The 21,462-nt window shown below is 62.6% G+C and carries 14 protein-coding genes; 9 read left to right on the top strand and 5 right to left on the bottom strand.

The features are described 5' to 3' along the window. Positions 1-159 precede the first annotated feature (159 nt). From M8997_RS16580 to M8997_RS22205, 7 genes are all read left to right on the top strand, one after another. Positions 160-2,091, top strand: coding sequence for a glycoside hydrolase family 9 protein (locus M8997_RS16580; protein ID WP_250020219.1), 1,932 nt, complete (start codon positions 160-162; stop codon positions 2,089-2,091). 186 nt (positions 2,092-2,277) lie between these two features. Further along, a complete protein-coding gene (locus M8997_RS16575; RefSeq protein ID WP_250020218.1) occupies positions 2,278-4,071 on the top strand; it encodes an acyl-CoA dehydrogenase C-terminal domain-containing protein in 1,794 nt (597 codons plus the stop codon). 55 nt (positions 4,072-4,126) lie between these two features. Next, positions 4,127-5,299: an acyl-CoA dehydrogenase family protein gene (locus M8997_RS16570; protein WP_250020217.1), complete on the top strand. Its 1,173-nt coding sequence runs from the start codon at positions 4,127-4,129 to the stop codon at positions 5,297-5,299. 38 nt (positions 5,300-5,337) lie between these two features. Then, on the top strand, positions 5,338-6,546 hold the full coding sequence (locus tag M8997_RS16565; protein ID WP_250020216.1) for an acetyl-CoA C-acetyltransferase: 1,209 nt from the start codon (positions 5,338-5,340) through the stop codon (positions 6,544-6,546). Positions 6,547-6,561: 15 nt separating this feature from the next. Further along, a complete protein-coding gene (locus M8997_RS16560; protein WP_250020215.1) occupies positions 6,562-8,778 on the top strand; it encodes an FAD-dependent oxidoreductase in 2,217 nt (738 codons plus the stop codon). A gap of 140 nt (positions 8,779-8,918) precedes the next feature. After that, positions 8,919-9,560, top strand: a complete 642-nt coding sequence (locus M8997_RS16555; protein ID WP_250020214.1) for a helix-turn-helix transcriptional regulator — start codon at positions 8,919-8,921, stop codon at positions 9,558-9,560. 2 nt (positions 9,561-9,562) lie between these two features. Continuing rightward, positions 9,563-10,492, top strand: coding sequence for a thermonuclease family protein (locus M8997_RS22205; protein ID WP_305884376.1), 930 nt, complete (start codon positions 9,563-9,565; stop codon positions 10,490-10,492). A gap of 34 nt (positions 10,493-10,526) precedes the next feature. Here M8997_RS22205 and M8997_RS16545 read toward each other — a convergent pair whose 3' ends face one another. From M8997_RS16545 to ppk2, 4 genes are all read right to left on the bottom strand, one after another. Beyond that, on the bottom strand, positions 10,527-12,185 hold the full coding sequence (locus M8997_RS16545) for a lysine--tRNA ligase (protein ID WP_250020213.1): 1,659 nt from the start codon (positions 12,183-12,185) through the stop codon (positions 10,527-10,529). A gap of 166 nt (positions 12,186-12,351) precedes the next feature. Beyond that, positions 12,352-13,395, bottom strand: coding sequence for a transporter substrate-binding domain-containing protein (locus tag M8997_RS16540; protein ID WP_250020212.1), 1,044 nt, complete (start codon positions 13,393-13,395; stop codon positions 12,352-12,354). 518 nt (positions 13,396-13,913) lie between these two features. Continuing rightward, positions 13,914-15,746 (bottom strand): glycosyltransferase, encoded by a 1,833-nt coding sequence (locus M8997_RS16535; protein ID WP_250020211.1) that lies wholly within the window; start codon positions 15,744-15,746, stop codon positions 13,914-13,916. A gap of 1,178 nt (positions 15,747-16,924) precedes the next feature. After that, a complete protein-coding gene (gene ppk2, locus M8997_RS16530) occupies positions 16,925-17,851 on the bottom strand; it encodes a polyphosphate kinase 2 (RefSeq protein ID WP_250015399.1) in 927 nt (308 codons plus the stop codon). A gap of 64 nt (positions 17,852-17,915) precedes the next feature. Between ppk2 and M8997_RS16525 the strand changes: the two genes are divergently transcribed. Continuing rightward, the gene (locus M8997_RS16525) at positions 17,916-19,175 is read left to right on the top strand and encodes an ATP-binding protein (RefSeq protein ID WP_250015398.1); all 1,260 of its coding nucleotides are present in this window, start codon (positions 17,916-17,918) and stop codon (positions 19,173-19,175) included. A 96-nt stretch (positions 19,176-19,271) separates the two neighbouring features. Here the strand turns inward: M8997_RS16525 and M8997_RS16520 are convergent, their stop codons facing one another. Beyond that, a complete protein-coding gene (locus M8997_RS16520; protein WP_250015397.1) occupies positions 19,272-19,787 on the bottom strand; it encodes a GcrA family cell cycle regulator in 516 nt (171 codons plus the stop codon). A gap of 459 nt (positions 19,788-20,246) precedes the next feature. Between M8997_RS16520 and M8997_RS16515 the strand changes: the two genes are divergently transcribed. Beyond that, on the top strand, positions 20,247-21,452 hold the full coding sequence (locus M8997_RS16515) for an aspartate aminotransferase family protein (RefSeq protein ID WP_250015396.1): 1,206 nt from the start codon (positions 20,247-20,249) through the stop codon (positions 21,450-21,452). The last annotated feature ends 10 nt before the right edge of the window (positions 21,453-21,462 follow it).

Raw genomic sequence — 21,462 nt, 5'->3', positions numbered from 1 at the left:
GAGAGCTGGGGCAGGGCCCCTCGCGATCCGGCAAGCCGTGAAAAACAAATCACAAATAAACACGGTTCACCGTTCTGGAGACATTGGCCAAACGTGGTAAACAACTGGTTAAATTAGTAGCGGAATCGCCAATAAAGCGGTCGTGGGAGATGAGAACGGATGTCTTTGTCGCGCTTGGCCATTTGCCTGGTGATCCTGGCCTGCTGCCTGCTGCCCGTGACCGCCATCGGACAGCGCGCTTCGCCCGTCCGCGTCAATCAGGCCGGCTATCTGCCGCAAGGACCCAAAGGCGCAACGATCATATCCGATGCGCAGGAGCCGCTGGACTTCCGGCTGCTCGATGCGGCCGGCAGCACCGTCTATCGCGGCAGGACCGTACCCGCCGGCCCTCATCCGTCGTCCGGCCTCAAAACGCATGGCGCGGATTTCAGCGCCTTTCATGGCGCCGGGGATGGCTACCGGCTGGCGGTGGCCGGCAATGAGAGCGTACCCTTTCCGATCGGCAACGGTCTCTATGAACGATTGAGCATCGACGCCCAGTCCTGGTTCTATCTCGCCCGCAGCGGCACCGGGATCCGCGCCGATATCGTCGGCGAGGCCTATGCAAGGCCGGCCGGGCATGTCGGCATCGCCCCGAACAGAGGCGACCGGCAGGTGCCATGCCTCGATCGCGACGAAGCGGCGAAGCTCTATCCGGATCTCGACTGGCATTGCGACTACAGGCTCGATGTCGAGGGCGGCTGGTACGATGCCGGCGACCAGGGGAAATATGTGGTCAATGGCGGTATCGCGGTGGCGCAGTTGATGGATATCGTCGAACGCGCCGAGCTTTACGCCAATGATCCGGCGGCCATCACGGCGGATGGGCGCTCGCGCATTCCCGAACACGGCAACAATATCCCCGATCTTCTCGACGAGGCGCGCTGGGAACTCGAATTCCTGTTGAAGATGGTCGTGCCCGACGGAGAACCGCTCGCCGGCATGGTTCATCACAAGGTTCACGATACGCAATGGACGGGCCCGCCGATGCTTCCGCATCTCGATCCGAAGGCGAGGGCGCTTTATGCGCCGTCCACTGCGGCAACGCTCAATCTTGCAGCGGCTGCAGCGCAGGGCGCGCGGCTGTTCCAGCGCCATGACCCGACCTTCGCCGCCATATTGCGCAAGGCGGCGGAAAAGGCATGGGCGGCGGCGCGCAAGCATCCGGCCATCTACGCGCCTTCGGTCTATTTCGAGGGCGGCGGCAATTATGGCGATGGCGATGTCAGCGACGAGTTTTACTGGGCGGCAGCCGAGCTCTATCTCACCACCGGCGGCGCTTCCTATCTTGCGGCGCTGCGCCAGTCGCCGCATTGGGCGGGCGACGTCTTCGACAGGGGCGGCCATGGCGCTTTCGACTGGGCGGGAACGGCGGGCCTCGCGCGGCTGCACCTCGCGCTCTACGGCAAGCGCCGGCTGCCCGCGGGCGATCATGCCGATATCCGCCGGTCGGTGATTGCAGCAGCCGACCGGTTGCTGGCGCTGCAGGAGACCGAGCCGTTCGGCCAGCCCTACAGGCCGGACAATGGCCAATATGACTGGGGCAGCAATCATCTGATATTGCAGAACATGATCGTCGTTTCGGCCGCCTACGATCTGACGCGAAAGCCCATCTATCTGCAAGGCGTCCGCCGGGGCATGGACTATCTGCTCGGCCGCAACCCGATGAACCTTTCCTATGTTACCGGCTATGGCACATTCTACGCCAAGAACCAGCACAGCCGCTGGTTCGCGCATCAGGTCGAGCCATCGCTGCCGCACCCGCCGCCCGGCTCGCTTGCCGGCGGCCCCAACTCGTCGCTGGTCGACGAGATCGCACGCGAGCGGCTGAGCGGCTGTGTCGCGCAATTGTGTTATGTCGATGATATCAATGCGTTCGGCTCCAACGAGATCACCATCAACTGGAACGCCCCGCTGGCCTATATCGCCAGTTTCCTCACCGATACCGGAGATGCCGATACCGGGGATGCCGATACTGGGGATACCGATACCGGGGATATAGGCACGGCCGGCGCGGGGAATGGGAATGCCGGAGACAGCGGCGCCGATTGATCGCCTTCTATTGATCGCCGTCTATTGATTACTGTCTATTGATCGTGGGGACCCGAAGGACGAGAAAATTGCCGCACCCGCACAATTTTGACGTTTACGGAAACGTCAAAATTGCCTATAGTGGAATCATGATCCGGCAGTGCCGAATTCCGCGCGCTGTCTTTCTGCTTGTGTTGGAGGAAATCTATGCCGAGTTATCGCGCGCCCGTGGAAGACACGCTGTTTGTGCTGAACGATGTCCTGGGGCTTGAACGTTACAACAACCTGCCCGGATTTTCCGACGCGTCGTCCGATATTGTCGAAGCCATTCTCGGGGAGGCCGGAAAGCTGGCGGAGAATACGCTCTTTCCGGTCAACCAGTCCGGCGACCGGCAGGGCTGCGTGCGCGGCGATGACGGTTCGGTGACGACACCAAAGGGCTATGGCGAGGCTTTCGGGCAATATCGCGAAGGCGGCTGGCTCGGGCTCGCTGTGCCGCAGGAATTCGGCGGCCAGGGCCTGCCCTACACGATCCATGTTGCCGCCGGGGAATACATGTCGTCGGCCAACATGGCGCTGATGATGTATCCCGGCCTGACGCAGGGCGCCATCGCCGCGATCCTCACCCATGGCACGGATGAGCAGAAGCAGGCCTATCTGCCGAAGATGGTGGACGGCGCCTGGACCGGCACGATGAACCTCACCGAGCCGCATTGCGGCACCGATCTCGGCCTTCTGCGCACCAAGGCGGTGCCGAATGGCGACGGTTCCTACAGGATATCGGGCCAGAAGATCTTCATTTCCGCCGGCGAGCACGACCTTGCCGAAAACATCATCCATCTCGTCCTTGCCCGCATCGAGGGCGCGCCGGAAGGGGTGAAGGGCATTTCGCTCTTCATCGTGCCCAAGTTCAAGCTCGACGGCGACGGCAATCCGGGCGAGCGCAATGGCGTTTCCTGCGGCTCCATCGAGGAGAAGATGGGCATCCATGGCAATTCCACCTGCGTCATGAATTATGACGATGCCACGGGCTACCTGATCGGCGGCGAGCACAAGGGCCTGCGGGCCATGTTCACCATGATGAACGAGGCGCGGCTCGGCGTTGCCCTGCAGGGGCTTTCCATTGCCGAGGTCGCCTACCAGAACGCCGCCGCCTATGCGCGGGAGCGCATCCAGGGCCGCTCGCTGACCGGGCCGAAGGAGCCGGACAAGAAGGCCGACCCATTGATGGTCCATCCCGATATCCGCCGCATCCTCCTGACCATCAAATCGTTCAACGAAGCGGGCCGCGCCTTCATCCTGTGGTCGGCATTGCGCTCCGATGTCGCCCATCGCTCCGGCGACGAGGCCGAACGCCAGCTGGCCGACGATGTGCTCGGCCTGATGACGCCGGTGCTGAAGGGCGTGCTCACCGACAAGGGCTTCGAGCACGCCGTCATGGCGCAGCAGGTCTTTGGCGGCCACGGCTATATCGAGGAACATGGCATGAGCCAGTATGTCCGCGATGCGCGTATCGCCATGATCTATGAGGGCGCCAATGGCGTCCAGGCGCTCGATCTCGTCGGGCGCAAGCTCGGCCTCAATGGCGGCCGCGCCGTCATGGCCTTCTTCAAGGAGGTCGGCGATTTCTGCGAGGAGAACCGCTCCGACGAAAAGCTGTCCTTCTATACGAAGCATCTGAAGAAGGGGCTGAACGACCTTCAGGCCGCCGCGATGTGGCTGATGCAGAACGGCATGGCCAATCCCGACAATGCCGGCGCCGCATCGACCGATTTCATGCACCTCTTCGGCCTTGTGAGCCTCGGCTACATGTGGGCGCAGATGGCCAGGGCCGCCAATGCCAGGCTTGCGGCCGGCGCTGCGAACGCCCAGTTCTACGAGACCAAGCTTCTGACCGGCAAGTTCTTCATGGAGCGCGTCATGCCGGAAACGGCGGCGCATCTGGCGCGGATCCAGAGCGGCTCGGAGACGATGATGGCGTTGCCGGCGGAAGCATTCTAGACTTTGGAACAAAGCCGCGGGCCTGGCCCGGGAAACCGATCTCAGGAGGATGATGATGGGTATGCAGCCAGAGGACGTCCTAGGCGTACCGAAGCCGGCCTGGAAGACCGACGATGTCGTCATGTTGCAGGAAATGGCCAGGAAGTTCCTGGAGGCGGAGGTCCTGCCGCATTACGACCGTTTCGAGAAGCAGGAAATCTTCGACAGGTCCGTCTGGGAGCGTGCGGGCGAGAACGGCCTGCTCTGCGCCTCGATGCCGGAGGAATATGGCGGCGCGGGTGGAACCTATGCGCATGAGAGCGCCATCCTCGAGGCCATCAGCCATGTCGGCGTCGATGGTTTCGGCATAGCGCTGCACAATTCCATCGTCGCGCCCTATATCCTGCATTACGGCTCGGAAGAGCAGAAGCGGAAATGGCTCCCGAAGATGGCGACGGGCGAATTGATCGGCGCCATCGCCATGACGGAGCCGGGTGCGGGTTCCGACCTGCAGGGGGTGAAGACCAGCGCCCGCAAGGACGGCAATCACTACGTCATCAACGGGTCCAAGACGTTCATAACCAATGGCCAATTGGCCAATCTGGTTATCGTCGTGACCAAGACCGATCCGGCGCAGGGCGCCAGGGGCACATCGCTGATCGTCGTCGAAACCGACGGCCAGGAGGGGTTCGAGCGCGGCCGCAACCTCGACAAGGTCGGGCTGAAATCCAACGATACGTCCGAACTCTTCTTCAACGAGGTCCGGGTTCCGACATCCAATCTGCTCGGCACCGAGGAAGGGCAGGGCTTCGTCCAGCTCATGCAGCAATTGCCGCAGGAGCGCCTGCAGATCGGCGGAACCGCGATCGCCATGGCGGAACGGGCCATCGCGATCACCTCCGACTACGTCAAGGAGCGCAAGGCTTTCGGCAAGTCTATCATCGAGTTCCAGAATACCCAGTTCAAGCTGGCGGAACTGAAGACGGAGACGACGATCGGCCGCGTGTTCTACGACCATTGCGTCGAGCGCCACGTCAATGGCGGGCTCGATCCCGTCACGGCGTCGATGGCGAAATACTGGCTGACCGACCTGCAGAACAAGGTCGTGGACGAATGCCTGCAACTGCATGGCGGCTATGGATATATGAACGAATATCCCATCGCCCGCATGTTCCGCGATGCCCGCGTCCAGCGCATCTATGGCGGAACCAACGAAATCATGAAGCTTTTGATCGCCCGCAGCCTCTAGGGTCTCGACCCCGGTGGCGGGCATGAAGGGAGAATATTATGGCCGACGCTTATATCTATGATCACGTCCGCACACCGCGCGGCAGAGGCAAGAAGGATGGAAGCCTGCATGAGGTCCCGGCCGTTCGGCTCGGCGCCCATGTGCTCGAGGCGCTGCGCGACCGCAACGGCCTCGATACGGGCCTCGTCGACGATATCATCTATGGCTGCGTCGATCCCGTCGGCGAGGCGGGCGCGGTCATTCCGCGCTCCTCCGCCTTCGAGGCCGGCTATGATTTCAAGGCGCCGGGCATGCAGATATCGCGCTTCTGCGCCTCGGGGCTCGATGCGGTGAATTTCGGCGCCGCCAAGATCGCCCAGGGCGCCGACGACATCGTCATCGCCGGCGGCGTCGAATCCATGTCGCGTGTCGGCATGGGCATGTCGGGCGGCGCCTGGTACATGGACCCGTCGGTCGGCCTGCCCGCCTATTTCATGCCGCAGGGCGTTTCCGCCGATCTCATCGCCACCAAATACGGCTTCAGCCGCGACGATGTCGATGCCTATGCCGTCGAAAGCCAGAAACGGGCCGGCGAGGCCTGGGAGAAGGGCTATTTCAAGAATTCGGTGCTTGAGATCACGGATATAAACGGCCTCAAGATCCTCGATCGCGACGAGCATATGCGCCCGTCCACCGACATGCAGGCGCTGGCTTCGCTCAATCCCTCCTTCGTCATGCCCGGCGAGATGGGCGGCTTCAATGCCGTCGGCATCCAGGCGCATCCGGAGGTGGAGGTCATCAACCATGTTCACCATGCCGGCAATTCCTCCGGCATCGTCGATGGTGCGGCGGGCGTGCTGCTCGGCTCGAAGAGCGCTGCCAGGGCCATCGGCTCGAAGCCGCGCGCCCGCATCCGCGCTTTCGCCAATATCGGTTCCGATCCGGCATTGATGCTGACGGGCCCCGTCGACGTAACGGAAAAGCTGCTCAAGCGCGCCAGGATGAAGCTCTCGGACATCGATCTTTTCGAGCTGAACGAAGCCTTCGCCGCCGTGGTGCTGCGCTATATGCAGGCCTTCGACATTCCGCACGACAAGATCAACGTCAATGGCGGCGCCATTGCCATGGGGCACCCGCTCGGGGCGACCGGGGCGATGATCCTCGGCACCGTGCTCGACGAGCTTGAGCGCCGCGACCTCAACGTGGCGCTGGTCACCCTTTGCATCGGTGCCGGCATGGGCACCGCCACCATTATCGAACGCGTCTGATCGGGAGAGCCGACCATGAAATACACCAACTTTAAGGTCGATATCGACAGCGACGGCATTGCGCTCGTGACCTGGGACATGCCGGACAAATCGATGAACGTCTTCACCGAGGAGGTGATGAAGGAACTGGACGCGATCGTCGATCAGGTAGCGAAGGACGAGGCCATCAAGGGCGCCGTCATCACCTCCGGCAAGGACACGTTCTCCGGCGGCGCCGACCTGACGATGCTCAAGCGCATGTTCCAGATATTCCAGGAGGAGAAGGCGAAGGACCCGAAGAAGGCGGTCGAGCTGCTGTTCGAGACCACCGGCCGGATGGGCGGGCTGTTCCGCAAGCTCGAAACCTGCGGCAAGCCGTGGGTCTCGGCGATCAACGGCACCTGCATGGGCGGTGCCTTCGAAATGTCGCTCGCCTGCCACGGACGGGTGGTTTCCGATGATCCGGCGGTGAAGATGGCGCTGCCGGAAGTCAAGGTCGGCATCTTTCCGGGCGCCGGCGGAACGCAGCGCGTGCCGCGGCTGACCAACCAGCAGGACGCCCTGCAGATGATGACGACCGGCTCCAGCCTCACCGCTGCACGGGCCAGGGCGCTCGGCCTGGTGCATGAGATCGCACCTGCCAAGAAGCTGGTCGAAGCGGCCAGGAAGATGATCAGGGACGGCCTGAAGCCGGTCCAGCCATGGGACGAAAAGGGCTTCAAGCTGCCCGGTGGCGCCATCTATTCGGCGGCGGGAGCCAATCTCTGGCCGGCCGCGACGGCGATCCTGCGCCGCGAGACCTATGGCAATTATCCCGGCGCCGCCTTCATCCTGAAGAGCGTCTATGAGGGCCTGCTCGTGCCCTTCGACACCGCGCTGAAGATCGAACAGCGCTACTTCACCAGGATATTGCAGACGACGGAAGCCGGGATGATGATCCGCTCGCTCTTCGTCTCCCTGCAGGAGCTGAACAAGGGCGCGCGCCGCCCGGACGACGTCAAACCGACGAAATTCAAGAAGATCGGCGTGGTCGGCGCCGGGTTCATGGGCGCCAGCATTGCCTATGTGACGGCGCGGGCGGGCATCCCGGTGGTGCTTCTCGACCAGTCGGTCGAGGCGGCGGAGAAGGGCAAGGCCCATTCGGCCGAACTCATCACCAGGGAGATCCAGAAGGGCAAGGCCAAGGCGGAGGACAAGGACAAGCTGCTCGAAATGATCACCGCTTCGGCCAGCTATGATGATCTCGAAGGCGCCGATCTGGTGATCGAGGCCGTGTTCGAGGATCGCGAAGTCAAGCGCGCGGTGACGGAGAAGGCGGAGGCCGTGCTGAAGCCCGGCGCCATCTTCGCCTCCAATACCTCGACCCTGCCGATCACCGGCCTCGCCAAGGTTTCGGTGCGACCGAAGAACTTCATCGGCATCCATTTCTTCTCGCCGGTCGAGAAGATGATGCTGGTGGAAGTCATCATGGGCAAGAAGACCTCCGACAAGGCGCTTGCCGTCGCGCTCGACTATGTGCGGGCGATCAAGAAGACGCCGATCGTCGTCAACGATACGCGCGGCTTCTACGTCAATCGCTGCGTGCTGCGCTATATGTCGGAAGCCTATAACATGCTGGTGGAGGGCATTCCGCCGGCGATGATCGAGAATGCCGCCCGCATGGCCGGCATGCCGGTGGGGCCGCTTGCCCTCAACGACGAGACGGCGATCGACCTGTCGCAGAAGATATTGAAGGCGACCCTTGCCGATCTTGGACCGAAGGCCGTCGACCCGCGCCACGTGGAACTGGTCGACATGCTCGTCGACAAATATGACCGCCGGGGCCGCAAGAACGGCAAGGGCTTCTACGACTATCCGCCCAAGCCCGCCAAGAAGCATCTCTGGCCGGAATTGAAGACGCTCTATCCGCAGCAGGATGCGGCGGGGGTCGATGTCGAGGTGCTGAAGCAGCGCTTCCTCGTCACGATCGCGCTGGAGGCCGCGCGCGTCATGGAGGAGGGTATCGTCACCGATCCGCGCGAGGCGGATGTCGGTTCCATTCTCGCCTTCGGTTTCGCGCCCTATACCGGCGGGACGCTCTCCTATATCGACGGCATGGGCGCGGGCAAATTCGTCGAGCTGGCGAAGAGCCTGCAGAAGAAATACGGCCAGCAGTTCAAGGCGCCGAAGCTCCTGCAGGATATGGCGGAGAAGGGGGAAACCTTCTACGAGCGCTTCAATCCCTATCGGGGCGAAGTCGGCAAGGCCGCCTGAGACAGCGCCGGCGGGGCGAATTTTCCTTTGCCCCCGCCGCGCATCATATGAGAAAGTTTTCCGTGAATTTTCTCGACTTTTGTCTGTATTCCGCCTAGAACAGAACTTGAAGGTATTTTTTCCTTTCAGGAAGCGCTCCGATGTTCTCACATGACCGCATATGGGCGGCCATCGACGCCTTGGCGGCTCGGCATTCATTGTCCGTATCGGGCTTGGCAAAGCGTGCTGGTCTGGACCCGACGACTTTCAACAAATCGAAGCGCTATGCGATCGACGGCCGCGCGCGCTGGCCCTCCACCGAGTCGCTTGCCAAGATCATGGAGGCCACCGGGGCCTCGGTCGACGAATTCATGTCGCTGGTCCATGGCAGGCCGGAGAGCCCGCCCGTTTCCTCGACGCGGCCCGTGCCGCTGCTCGGCTTTGCCCAGGCCGGCGCCGGCGGCTATTTCGACGATGGCGGCTTTCCGGTCGGGCAGGGCTGGGATGTCGTGGAATTCCCGGTTGGCCCGAGCGATGCGGTCTACGCGCTCGAAGTGTCGGGCGATTCCATGCTCCCGCTCTACCGCGATGGCGATACGATCATCGTTTCGCCCGGTGCGCCGGTGCGGCGCGGGGATCGCGTGGTGCTGCGAACGCGCGACGGCGAGGTCATGGCCAAGATATTGTACCGGCAGACGCCGCGCACGGTCGAGTTGCAATCGATGAACCCGGACCATCCGAACCGGACGTTCGACGCCGCGCATATCGACTGGATTGCGCGGATATTGTGGGCGAGCCAGTGAACATGGCGTTTTCGCTGCGCCGCCTGCCGCTCTATGCCGTCACGGCTTTCGTGGCCCTGACCCTCGTCTATTCCTTCGTCGCTCCCTTCCAGGGCGCGCTCGATGGCAATGCCGCCGGCGGCGTCGTCGGCGAGGATGTGCCTGTCGCCGAGGATTTCGAGCTGCCGGCGGAGATGCAGCCGGGTGCGGAACAGGATGCGCAGCAGCAGGCATTGCCGGAGCCCGCCGAGGCTGCTCCGCCAGCATCGTCGCAAGGTACGGCCGCGCCGCTGGAACGCGTCGAGCCGCGCCCGCCTCTCAGCGATATCGGCCAGGCGGCAGCGCCCGCCCCGCCGCCCGAAGCCGTCGCCGTCGATGACAGCGCCAGGCCGAAGCTGCTCTATCGCCCGGTTGCCGGCACGGCCGGCGAGATCGAGGCGTCCGGCTACCGCATATCCCTTGCCGGCATCGATCCACCGGCCCTGGACGAGACCTGCGCCGCCGAGGGTGGCGGCGGATGGCCCTGCGGCATGGCGGCGCGCACCGCCCTGCGCAACTGGCTGCGCTCGCGCGCCGTGGAATGCGTCGTGCCCGAGCAGCCGCCCGGCGAGGCGATCGCCACGCGCTGCAAGCTCGGCACCACGGATGTATCGCAATGGCTGGTGACGAATGGCTGGGCCCGGGCCGAGGGCGACGAGCTGGCCGAACTCATGAACAAGGCGCAGGAGGAGCGCCGCGGCATTTTCGGCGCCGCACCGGCAGCGCCTGCCAGCAACGACGTGCCGCTGCCGCGGTCCGATGTCGCGCCGCCCGGCCTGACGCCGTCTGATATCGCACCGCCCGATCTGACATCGCCCGATGCGCCATTCGATGCGCCTCTCGATCCCCCGGGCGACATTGCGCCGCCGCCGCTATCGGCCCCGGATGCACCCTTCCCGCCGGCGCCGCAATAGGCGCCGTCAGGTCAGGCCTCGTGGCGGGCCGCCTTTATGCAAGTTCTCCCGCAAGCGCCTTGCCGATGAGGGCCCGCGTCTCGTCGATGCCGTATAGCGCCACGAAGGAGCCGAAGCGCGGGCCGCGCTCCTGGCCGATCAGCACTTCATAGAGCATCTGGAAGAACGAGACCGCGACGCCCGGCCCGCCTTCCGGGCTCTTCTTCGTATGGTCCTGGTAGCGCTCTATCGCGCGGGCGACGTCGAGCATGGCGTTCTGGATCATGTTGCCATCGGCATCCGCCGGCAATTCGGCGAGCTTTGCATCGATGCCGCCGAGCGCAGCCTGTTCGACCGCGTCGGCAGGGCGGAACTTCTTGGTCGGCTTGACGAAATCGTTGAAGTAGCGGATCGCATAGGTGACGAGCTCGTTCAGCTTCGGATTGTTTTCCGGCGTCACGCCCGGCGCATAGCGCGAGATGAACCCCCAGAGCACGCCGGCGTTTTCCGCATTCGAGGCGCTGACGAGATTGAGCAGCATGGCGAAGGGCACCGGCATGTCGAGTTGCGGCGGATTGCCGTAATGCTGGTGCCAGACCGGATTGCCGAGGCGCTCCTTCCAGTTCTGCCGCTGATAGGCGGAGAGGAAGGTGAAATATTCGTCCACTGCCTTGGGGATCACGTCGAAATAGAGCTTCTTGGCGGTCTTCGGCTTCTGGAACATGTAGAGGGAAAGGCTTTCCGTCGGCGCATAGGTCAGCCATTCGTCGATCGTCAGGCCATTGCCCTTCGACTTGGAGATCTTCTGGCCCTTGTCGTCGAGGAAGAGCTCGTAGTTGAAACCTTCCGGCGCGCGTCCGCCGAGGGCCCGGCAGATCTTCGACGACAGCGTGACGGAATCGATGAGGTCCTTGCCGGCCATTTCGTAATCGACGCCGAGCGCCGTCCAGCGCATGGCCCAATCGGCCTTCCACTGGCACTTGACCTTGCCGCCGGTGACTTCCGTTTCCACATGCTCGCCCGTATCGGGGTCCTGGTAGGTGATGGTGCCCCTGGCGACATCGCGGCCGATCATCGGCACCTGCAGCACGATGCCGGTGCGCGGCGAGATCGGCAGGAAGGGCGAATAGGTGGCGCGGCGCTCCTCGCCGAGCGTCGGCAGGATGATGTTCATCACCTCGTCATAGGCCGCCAGCATCTTGAGCAGCGTCTCGTCGAAGCGCCCGCTGGCATAATAATCCGTCGCCGAGGCAAATTCATAGTCGAAGCCGAACCGGTCGAGGAATGCCCGCAGGCGCGCATTGTTGGCGGCGCCGAAGGAGGGATATTCATTGGAGAAAGGGTCGGGGATACGGCTCAGCGGCTTGCCGAGCTGCGCCTCCATCATTTCCCGGTTGGGCACATTGTCCGGCACCTTGCGCAGGCCGTCCATGTCGTCGGAAAAGCACAGGATGCGCGTCTTGACCCTGTCGCCGGTCAGCACGCGGAACGCATGGCGCACCATGGATGTGCGCGCCACCTCGCCAAAGGTGCCGATATGCGGCAGGCCGGAGGGGCCATAGCCGGTTTCGAACAGCACGGTGTCCGGATAGCCCGTCTTCTCGTAGCGTTTGATGATCTTCTGCGCCTCTTCGAACGGCCATGCTTTGGCCTCCGCCGCCGCTGCGATGAGCTCGGGGGTCAGTTCGATCTTTGTGTCGGGGCGCGAAATCATTCTGTGTTCCTGTGTGTCCTGTCATTTGCGGGGGCGCGCGGACACTATGGCGGCAGCATCGCAACGTCAATTGGACTGGCGCAGGCAATCGTCGATTGAGTGACCGAATCTGACGTTCGCTCCCGCATCGCAGCGGCGTCAGATGATATTCAGGTTCGGAACAACGCTAGTAGAAATCGACCGGAAAGTAGCGCAGGTAAAGCTCCGAAATGATGCCCTTGGCTTCCATCGCTTTCAATGCGAAATTGAAACCATCGACGAGCTGCGCATTTTCGAGCGTCGTCGCGATCATCAGCCCGTCGCCGAGGAATTGCGGCGCGACATAGGGTCCGCCCGCGAAGATGCAGCAATTGTCCGCCTCGGCGCTGGCCAGCCAGAAGGCGAGTTCGGCGCCGTCGCCGAAAATCGCGTCGATCTTCTTGTCCTTCAGGTCCTTCACCAGCAATTCGCGCGTCGGGTAGCCGACCCAATGGGCCTGCGGGAAATAATCCGCGAAGATCGCCTGGTGCACCGAATCCGCGATGATCCCGACCGTCTTCTTTTCGAGCGACGCCGCCATGGGCGCCGGCAGCGTCGCCCCCCGCAGCGTGACGAAGCGTGCGGGAAGGCGCATATAGGGCGCGGTGAAGGCGTATTTCCGGCGCAGCGCATCGGTCGGGCGCAGGCCGGCAAGTATGGCCTCGGCTTCGCCGCTTTCCAGCGCCGCGGGGAGCTCGTTCCACGGCCGCGCTTCCACCTGGCAGATCGCGGTGATATCCAGTTCCTTGCAGATGGCGCGCACGAGATCGATGTTGAAACCGGAAATGCGGCCATTGCTGTCGACGAAATTGAACGGCGGATAATCGACGGTGGTCACGAACCGCACCCGCTTCACGGTGCGAAGGTCCGGCGTCGCGATCCTCTCGCGGCCTTCCCAGTAATGCGGGAATTTGGGCGCAGCACCCGCCGTGCCGGCGCCGAGGCCGAGGCCGATGATCGCCATGGCGATGATGACCGGTCTGATGGCGACCGGGCGGGTGATAACCAGACGGATGGCCAGGCGGGGGATCAAGCTGACGGTTCTGGTAAAACTGGCGATGGTATTGGCGAGATTGGCGATGGTCGCCAGCCTGATGGCGGCAGCCAGATTGATAATGGTCGGCCCGGTCGCGGTGGCTGATCCCCCGATGGTGACCTGACGGGCAATGGTGGAAAGGGTCTGAAGCAGCATGCGGTCTCTATTGGCCGGGTGATTTCGCTGCAACGCTAGCATGATTTGGCCGCTGGCACCATTGCCGTGCGTGCTTCTTGGTTTGGCAGGCTCACCCTGAGAGGCTCAGCATGGGAGGAGGCTCAGCACGGGAGGAGGTGGAGATTTGCAAGGTGGTAGTTCTGCGTGGTTTCAGATCCAAGCTCCCAACCTTTTTTGCAATCAGACAAAACCCCTCATGCTGAGCCTGTCGAAGCACGCACGATGCGGATGCAGCGCTTCAAAAAGGGCTTGCACAAACGTTGCTGCGCCCTTCGACAAGCTCAGGATGAGGGAGATTGGATTGATTGCAAGAAGGTTGGGCGCCAGAGATCGGAACCTCACACAACTACCACCCTGCCAAATACCCATTCCCTCATGCTGAGCTGCTAAGCCTGCCGAAGCACGTCACTACAGTATTGCCATCTCTTGCCTTGGAGGGCTGCCTCCAATCCTGAATTTATTGACCCACGCACGATGTCGATACGGCAAGCTCCCTGTCAAGGTGGCGTTATCGGCTCCGCCGGCACGGGCGGTTCCCGGGGCTGGGCTTCTGGCGCCGGGTTCCTTTGCATCGGGGCGCGGCTCGGCAGATGCGGCGTCTTTTCCCACAGGAATGGCGAAAGCCGCAGTTGTCCTATGGCCCGCCATGCCGCCAGCGAGATCATGAGCCAGTAAAGCGGCATCGATAGCAGCAGCCCTCCGTCGGTGGGCCGGCCCCGACCGGCAATCATCCCGAGAGCGTGGAACGAGAGGAAGGCAAGCGCGACATTCATGAAGTCCAGCACGCAGGTGAAGGGGAGCGCCTCCCTCCCCAGCCAGAGGGCGCGCAGCATGGTATCGAGGACGAGAAACGGCATGAGGGGATAGATCAGCGCCGAGGCGACGAGGCCCGCCGACGACAGGTGAAACAGCAGGAACCGCCGCAGTCCGACCTGCCGCAGCAGGGGCAGCGGATCGCGCATCTCGACGAGCCAGGTCTGGATCCAGCCCTTCATCCAGCGCGTGCGCTGCTTCAGCCAGATGCCTGCCTCGCCGGGCGCATCCTCATAGGTCGGCAGCGTCAGCATCTCGCTGTGATAGCCCGAGCGCGCCAGCCGCAGCCCCAGCTCCGCATCCTCGGTGACGTTGAAGGCGTCCCACCCGCCGAGCGCGGCAAGGCTCGGGCGGCGAAAATGATTGGAGCTGCCGCCAAGCGGCATGACCAGCCGTTGCGCTGCCATCCACGGCAGAATTCCCCTGAAATGAACGCGGTATTCGAAGGCGAACTGGCGCTGTATCCAGCCGTCGCGGCCGTTGCAGATGTCGAGCGGCGCCTGCAGGCAGCCGAGCCGGGGCCCGCCACGGCTGAACCTCTGCCAGGCCTCGCGCAACTGGCCCCGATGCGGCCTGTCCTCCGCATCATAGACGACGACGAACTCGCCGGAAACGAGCTGCAGCCCGACATTCAGCGCCTTCGGCTTGGTCCTCGGACCGAAGCCGGCGACCCCGACCACCCTGAACCCCGGCGGCAATTTCTGCGCCGCGAATGCCCGCAGCGTATCCCTATCGTCAGCCTCGCAAAGAAACAGCACTTCGAGCCGGGCGGGTGGCCAGTCCAGCTCCCGCATCGCCCGCACCAGCTGGGGTACAACGGGAGCTTCGCGGTAGAGCGCGACCAATATGCTGTAGACCGGCGGCACACTGCCGGTGCTTTCGAGCCGAGGCGGCCGCCTGGCGCGGCGGGCATGAAGCACTGCCATGCCTCTCAGGATGACGCTGCTGGAAAACAGCCCCGACAGCATCGCGTGGAGCGCGGAAAACAACGCCTGCTGCGATAGTATCGACAGAAACACCATCGAGGTCAGTATCGCCCCCATGAGGGCTCCCTGGCCGCCATCGACGACGATCCTGGAGGAGCGGCCCGACGCGGCATCTTCCAGCATGCCGGCGGCGCGGCGGGCCAGCGGCTCGCGGTAGTAATCGGCCAGATGGTCCGCCAGCACCGCGGGCGGCGTGAACGTCAACCGCCGCCTGTCCGGCGAACCCGCCGACAGATTGCGCCGGATCGCCGCGATATCGCTGAGTTTCGGCGCGATGTAGAACCTGATCATGCCATCGGCATCGGCAATTGCCGTCCGGCTGATCCGGCCGAGATGCTGCAATTGATCGAAGCGCGGCGCGACGATCGGTGCCTTGGCCGGAATATTGCCGGAACTGACGCCCGCCACCTGCGCAAGGCAGGCCACGACGACATCCGCCGGCAGTCCACCGCACCCATAAATCTCATCGATGAAACAGGTGCCATCGAGCCGCGCCCGGCGATAGGCTTCTATAATTGACGCCTTGCTCATGCCAGCCCGGCATAGACGCGCGGCAATGGATGCTTCAATAGAATACGCAGTCGAGACCATAAGGTAACTCTACAAAGGTACATTTACTGTAATGGCGGCGACTGCGTGGCCCTATTTAAAGGTATTAACCACTATCATTGCTGAATGGTTGCATATTTGTGACTTTCAACGAACAATTGAAATATAGGTAAAGTAATATCAATATAGAATATTATCTGTTCTATATTGTCAATACGTCGATAGTTGTAGATATCAGCGCGATTGTGCTGCGGTGGAGGAACACTCCGGGATCGAGGTGGCTCTACCGGGCCACGACCCATTTCCCTCATGCTGAGCTTGAACCTCGCAGAACTACCGCCCTGCCACCCACTACCTCCCTCATCCTGAGCCTGTCGAAGGGCGCAGCAACGTTTGTGCAGTCTCTTGTTAAATGCAGAAAATCCGCACCACGCCCGCGAAAATCGCGTCTGGTCATTGAAATGGGGGGAGACGGGCGGTCTTCAGCGCGTCAGTATGGTATCAGGGTCGAGGTCCGAAGACCGCCCGCGACGTCTTTGCCTGCTGTTGCTGCGCTTGTCAGACGCAACAACCCGGAAAACAAAGCGCCACCTCCGTTTCCTTCTGCAGTTTGCTGGCCAATCGGATTTGTCACTTCCGATATCCCGGCAACGCCATCCTTCCCCAGCAAATCGAAACAGCACCGGAAGCTGCTCCCCCACTGGAAAGGACCGAATCACAATAACCCGGTTTCAAAGTGGTGGGATAAGTTTCCATTTATCCCACCAGGAGGGGCGTGTGTTGCATAAATAAAGTGCGTCCTTCGACAGGCTCAGGACGAGGATGATTGATTTGATTGCAGAAAAGCAGGGAGCCCAGGTTGGAAACCTCGCAGAATTATCCCCCTGCCAAACACCCAATTCCCTCATCCTGAGCCTGTCGAAGGGCGCAGCAACGCTTGTGCAGTCCCTTTCTTTGCTTGCATCAAATCGAAATAGTGCGTGCTTCGTGGTTCGACGAGCTCAGCATGAGGGGGGCAGCATGAGGGGGCTCAGCATGACCGAGGTTGGCTCAGCATGAGGAAAATGGTGAGAGCAGAAACGGAGAGTGACAGGGTTTGAAATCCCCGAACTCTCGCCCTGCCACCACCATGCGGCCCGACCCGATCACCACCCCATATGTCAGAAAAACTCCGCGCCTGAGCCGATGACCAGCGGGTCTTCCTTGCCGATGATATCGGTGTCCCGGCCCGCATAGGGCAGGCTGAGCAATATTCTGCGGATCACGGCGATGCGCGCCCGGCGCTTGTCGTTCGCCCGCACCACGGTCCATGGCGCGTGCTGCGTATGGGTGCGCTCGATCATCAGGTCGCGCGCCTTGGTATAATCGTCCCACTTGCCGATGCCGGCAATGTCCATCGGCGAAAACTTCCAGTTCTTCAGCGGGCTGTGGCGCCGGTCGTGAAAGCGCTTCAATTGCATCGTCTGGCCGATATTGAGCCATATCTTGAAGAAGTGGATGCCGTCGGCGACGATCATGCGCTCGAAGCCCGGCACTTCGTCGAGGAAGGCGTCGCGCTGCTGCGGCGTGCAGAAACCCATCACCGGCTCGACGCCGGCGCGATTGTACCAGGATCGGTCGAAGGTGACGAACTCGCCGGCGCTGGGGAAATGCGCCACATAGCGCTGGAAATACCACTGCGTGGCTTCGACTTCCGTCGGCTTGGTCAGGGCGACGTTCCGCGCCGTGCGCGGGTTCATATATTGCCGCAGGTTGAAGATGGTGCCGCCCTTGCCGGCCGCATCCCGGCCCTCGAAAACGGTCATGACGCGCCCGCCCGTTTCCTGCAGCCAGTATTGCAGCTTGACGAGCTCGATCTGCAGCGCTTCCAGCGTGTCCTTGTACTCGTCCTTCGGCATCTTGCCGTCATAGGGATAATTGCCGGAAGACAGCGCCGAGGCATCGATCCAGTCGGGCAGCTTCGGGTTCTCGATGTCGAAGCTGCGCTTCCTGCCATCGACCACGAGTTTCACCGGCTTTATAGTTTTCTGCGAAGATGGTGTTTTCGGTTTCGGACTTTTCCCCAAGGCGCCTTCCTCAATTGACATAAAGCCATGTTATTGGGACATCGGAACAGCGTCCACCATTAAGACGCATGGAGTTTATCTATTCATGAGCATAGCCGAAAACCGGGACGGTCTGAGAGGCAGGATAATCGAACGCATCATCCGCTCGCGTTTCGTGCTGGCGGCGGCCGCCTTCGTCACGGCGCTGGTGCTGAGCTTCGGCGCGTCCTGGTGGCTGAGCTTCGGCATATTGATGCTGGTGCTCGTCGCCGTCGTCGGGCTTTCGGCGGCGCTGCCCCGCACCGATGCCCTGTCGGAACAGCCGGCCGATCCGGTGATCTTCCGCCTGTCCGGCCAGCAGCTTGCGGCGCAATTGCCCGATCCTCTCATCATCTTCGATCGCGAGGGCACCATTCTCTATGCCAATCCGGCGGCAAGCGGCGCGTTCCGGGCGATCGCCCGCGGCGGCACGCTGCTGATGCATTTCCGCGCGCCGGAGATCCAGGCGCTGGTCCATGCGGTGATGGAGGACGGCACCGCGCGCTCGACCGATTATTTCGAGCGGGTGCCGCTGGAACGCTGGTACCGGGCGACGGTGCTGCTGCTCGACCGGGTGGGCGCGGGCGAGCCGCAATTCCTCCTGTCGTTCCGCGACCAGACCGAGGCGCACCGGCTGGAACGGATGCGCTCGGATTTCATCGCCAATGCCAGCCATGAGCTGCGCACGCCGCTGGCATCGCTTACCGGCTTCATCGAGACGCTGCGCGGCCCGGCCCGCAATGACGAGAAGGCGCGCGAGAATTTCCTCGAGATCATGCACAAGCAGGCCGAACGCATGGCGCGGCTGATCGACGATCTCCTGTCGCTGTCGCGCATCGAGATGAAGGCGCATATCGCGGTCAAGGACCAGGTCGATCTGAGCGCCGTCCTCAACCATGTCGCCGATACGATGCGCCCGCTGGCGGAGGATCTCGGCGTCACCATCGAGCGCGATGTCGCGGCCGGCCCGATCAATGTGCTCGGCGATCGGGACGAGCTGACGCAGGTGTTCCAGAACCTCGTCGAGAATGCCTGCAAATACGGCCAGTCCGGCAAGCGCGTCGTCGTCGAACTGAAGCGCAGCGGCGATGTGACCAAGGCCGTAATCCAGGATTTCGGCCCCGGCATCGCCGACGAGCACATACCGCGGCTGACCGAGCGGTTCTACCGGGTCAATGCCGAAACCAGCAAGGCGCAGAAGGGCACCGGGCTCGGCCTCGCCATCGTCAAGCATATCCTTACCCGCCACCGCGCCCGGCTGGTCATCCGCTCGCGCCTTGGCGAGGGCGCCTCGTTCACGGTGCTGTTCGGCGCCAGCGACGCCTGAGGGAAGCAGTCCCGCCAGCCCACAGCCCCAAAACAAAGGAGGCGCCGTGTGGCGCCTCAGAACAATGCAGGATCATGTCCGGTTCAGGCCGGAACCCTATTTGCGGCGGCGGTCCGACGCCGGCTGGTAGGCCAGGCGCGAATGGTAGCTGCAATAGGGTCCGCTCTCGCCGACATCATTGCCGCAGAAGCTGAAGCCGGGCATCAGCGGGTCGCCCACGGGCCATTTGCAGGTCCGCTCGCTCAGCTGCACGAGTTCCAGCCGCCGCGAAATCGGAACGACGACATTCTCGGCTGGCCGGGTGACCGTGTGGGTCACGACCTCGGTGCTGAATTCGGTCTGCAGTGCCGTCGCGCCGACGCTGCGGCTCACCACCCGGGCGGACATGTGGCTGGCGCCGGAGCTGCGCTGGCCGGCGCCGGAATTGTTGACCTTCTTGCTGCGTGCCTGGCTGGAAGTGGTCTTGCCGCGCCCCGAAAGCTTCAACCGGTGGACCTTGCCGATGACGGCATTCCGGCTGACGCCGCCCAGCTGCGCAGCGATCTGGCTCGCGCTCAGGCCGTCGGCCCAAAGTTTCTTCAGCTGCTCCACGCGCTCGTCTGTCCAGTTCATGTCCCTAGCTCCATATGGGGCTCTGTTTTGCACGGCTGGCGGACTGAATCCTTCCTCGCATCGGGATTGCTCCAGATTGAACAAATACCATATCTATCCAGGTGACGAGGACGCCGTACGAAATCTAGCTATTTCGATTTCCAAACTACAATATGCGATGACTCCGTGACAAGAGTCGGGCACGGTCGGTTCCGTTGCTTTTTTCGGTTTTCCCCAACTTGAAGGTTAAACTGTTGCAGAAAAGACTCTTTTCTCGCTTGCCGGCAAAGCCCGCGGAGCGGTGCCGCCAAAGCCCCGAAATCGGCGAAACGTTCATTTGACAATTCGACCTTGAATGATGATATTACACCCGTGCGGCCGCCCCAAATGGCATTGTGGGCGGCTTTTTGATTTCATTTTTGCCGATTTCCATGACGGGAACAGCAAGCTTGGCAACTGGGTTTTGGAGGCCCGAACAAAATGACGGACGCAAATGCGCAGCCGCTTTACGACACTTATGCTCGTGCGGGCCTGCGCTTTGAGCGAGGAGAGGGTGTCTGGCTGACCACGGAAGACGGTCAGCGCTATCTCGATTTCGCGGCCGGCATCGCTGTCAATCTCCTCGGCTATTCCCATCCGCATCTCGTCGAAGCGCTGAAGTCGCAGGCCGAGAAATTGTGGCACCTGTCCAACATATATGAAATCCCCGGGCAGAAGCGGCTCGGGCAGCGGCTTGTCGACCATACCTTCGCCGACAAGGCCTTCTTCACCAATTCGGGCGCCGAGGCGCTGGAATGCGCCATCAAGACGGCGCGCCGCTATCATTATGTCAACGGCCATCCGGAGCGCTTCCGCATTGTCACCTTCGAGGGCGCGTTTCACGGGCGCACGCTCGCGACCATCGCCGCCGGCGGCCAGGCCAAATATCTCGAAGGCTTCGGCCCCAAGGTGGAAGGCTTCGACCAGGTTCCCTTCGGCGACAACGCGGCGCTGAAGGCTGCCATCGGCCCGGAGACCGCCGCCATCCTGATCGAGCCGATCCAGGGCGAGGGCGGCGTGCGGCTGGTGCCGGACGAAACCATGCGCGCGCTGCGCAAACTGTGCGACGAGCACGGCATCCTGCTCGTCCTCGACGAGGTGCAATCTGGCATGGGCCGTACCGGTCGTCTCTTCGCCCATGAATGGTCCGGCATCACGCCGGATATCATGGCGGTGGCCAAGGGCATCGGCGGCGGCTTCCCGCTCGGCGTCTGCCTGGCGACGGCCGAGGCCGCCAAGGGCATGACGGCAGGCACCCACGGCACCACCTATGGCGGCAATCCGCTGGCGATGGCCGTCGGCAATGCCGTGCTCGATATCGCGCTGGCCGATGGCTTCCTGCAGCATGTGCGGCAGATGGAAATCCTGTTGAAGCAGGGCCTTGCCTCGATCGCCGATCGCTATCCGGAGGTCATCGCCGAAGTGCGCGGGCGCGGCCTGCTGCGCGGGCTCAAATGCGTGGTGCCGAACACGACCATGGTGCAGGCGCTGCGCGACGAGCATCTGCTGACGGTCGGCGCCGGCGACAATGTCGTCCGGCTCATCCCGCCGCTCGTGGTCACCGAGGAGGAAATCCGCGACGCCCTGGCGAAAATCGAAGCGGCGGCGGAGCGCCTTGCTCCGGTCGCCCGGCAGAAGATCGCTTGAGGGCAGCATC

This window comes from Phyllobacterium sp. 21LDTY02-6, from assembly GCF_023554255.2.
GTDB lineage: Bacteria > Pseudomonadota > Alphaproteobacteria > Rhizobiales > Rhizobiaceae > Phyllobacterium.
This window is presented reverse-complemented; position numbering and strand designations above follow the sequence as displayed.

What these genes read in the sequence shown, in the direction of transcription:
- M8997_RS16580 (WP_250020219.1), top strand. Translation starts at nt 160, where the DNA reads ATGTCTTTGTCGCGCTTGGCCATTTGCCTGGTGATCCTGGCCTGCTGC.
- M8997_RS16575 (WP_250020218.1), top strand. Translation starts at nt 2,278, where the DNA reads ATGCCGAGTTATCGCGCGCCCGTGGAAGACACGCTGTTTGTGCTGAAC.
- M8997_RS16570 (WP_250020217.1), top strand. Translation starts at nt 4,127, where the DNA reads ATGGGTATGCAGCCAGAGGACGTCCTAGGCGTACCGAAGCCGGCCTGG.
- M8997_RS16565 (WP_250020216.1), top strand. Translation starts at nt 5,338, where the DNA reads ATGGCCGACGCTTATATCTATGATCACGTCCGCACACCGCGCGGCAGA.
- M8997_RS16560 (WP_250020215.1), top strand. Translation starts at nt 6,562, where the DNA reads ATGAAATACACCAACTTTAAGGTCGATATCGACAGCGACGGCATTGCG.
- M8997_RS16555 (WP_250020214.1), top strand. Translation starts at nt 8,919, where the DNA reads ATGTTCTCACATGACCGCATATGGGCGGCCATCGACGCCTTGGCGGCT.
- M8997_RS22205 (WP_305884376.1), top strand. Translation starts at nt 9,563, where the DNA reads ATGGCGTTTTCGCTGCGCCGCCTGCCGCTCTATGCCGTCACGGCTTTC.
- M8997_RS16545 (WP_250020213.1), bottom strand. Translation starts at nt 12,185, where the DNA reads ATGATTTCGCGCCCCGACACAAAGATCGAACTGACCCCCGAGCTCATC.
- M8997_RS16540 (WP_250020212.1), bottom strand. Translation starts at nt 13,395, where the DNA reads ATGCTGCTTCAGACCCTTTCCACCATTGCCCGTCAGGTCACCATCGGG.
- M8997_RS16535 (WP_250020211.1), bottom strand. Translation starts at nt 15,746, where the DNA reads ATGAGCAAGGCGTCAATTATAGAAGCCTATCGCCGGGCGCGGCTCGAT.
- ppk2 (WP_250015399.1), bottom strand. Translation starts at nt 17,851, where the DNA reads ATGTCAATTGAGGAAGGCGCCTTGGGGAAAAGTCCGAAACCGAAAACA.
- M8997_RS16525 (WP_250015398.1), top strand. Translation starts at nt 17,916, where the DNA reads ATGAGCATAGCCGAAAACCGGGACGGTCTGAGAGGCAGGATAATCGAA.
- M8997_RS16520 (WP_250015397.1), bottom strand. Translation starts at nt 19,787, where the DNA reads ATGAACTGGACAGACGAGCGCGTGGAGCAGCTGAAGAAACTTTGGGCC.
- M8997_RS16515 (WP_250015396.1), top strand. Translation starts at nt 20,247, where the DNA reads ATGACGGACGCAAATGCGCAGCCGCTTTACGACACTTATGCTCGTGCG.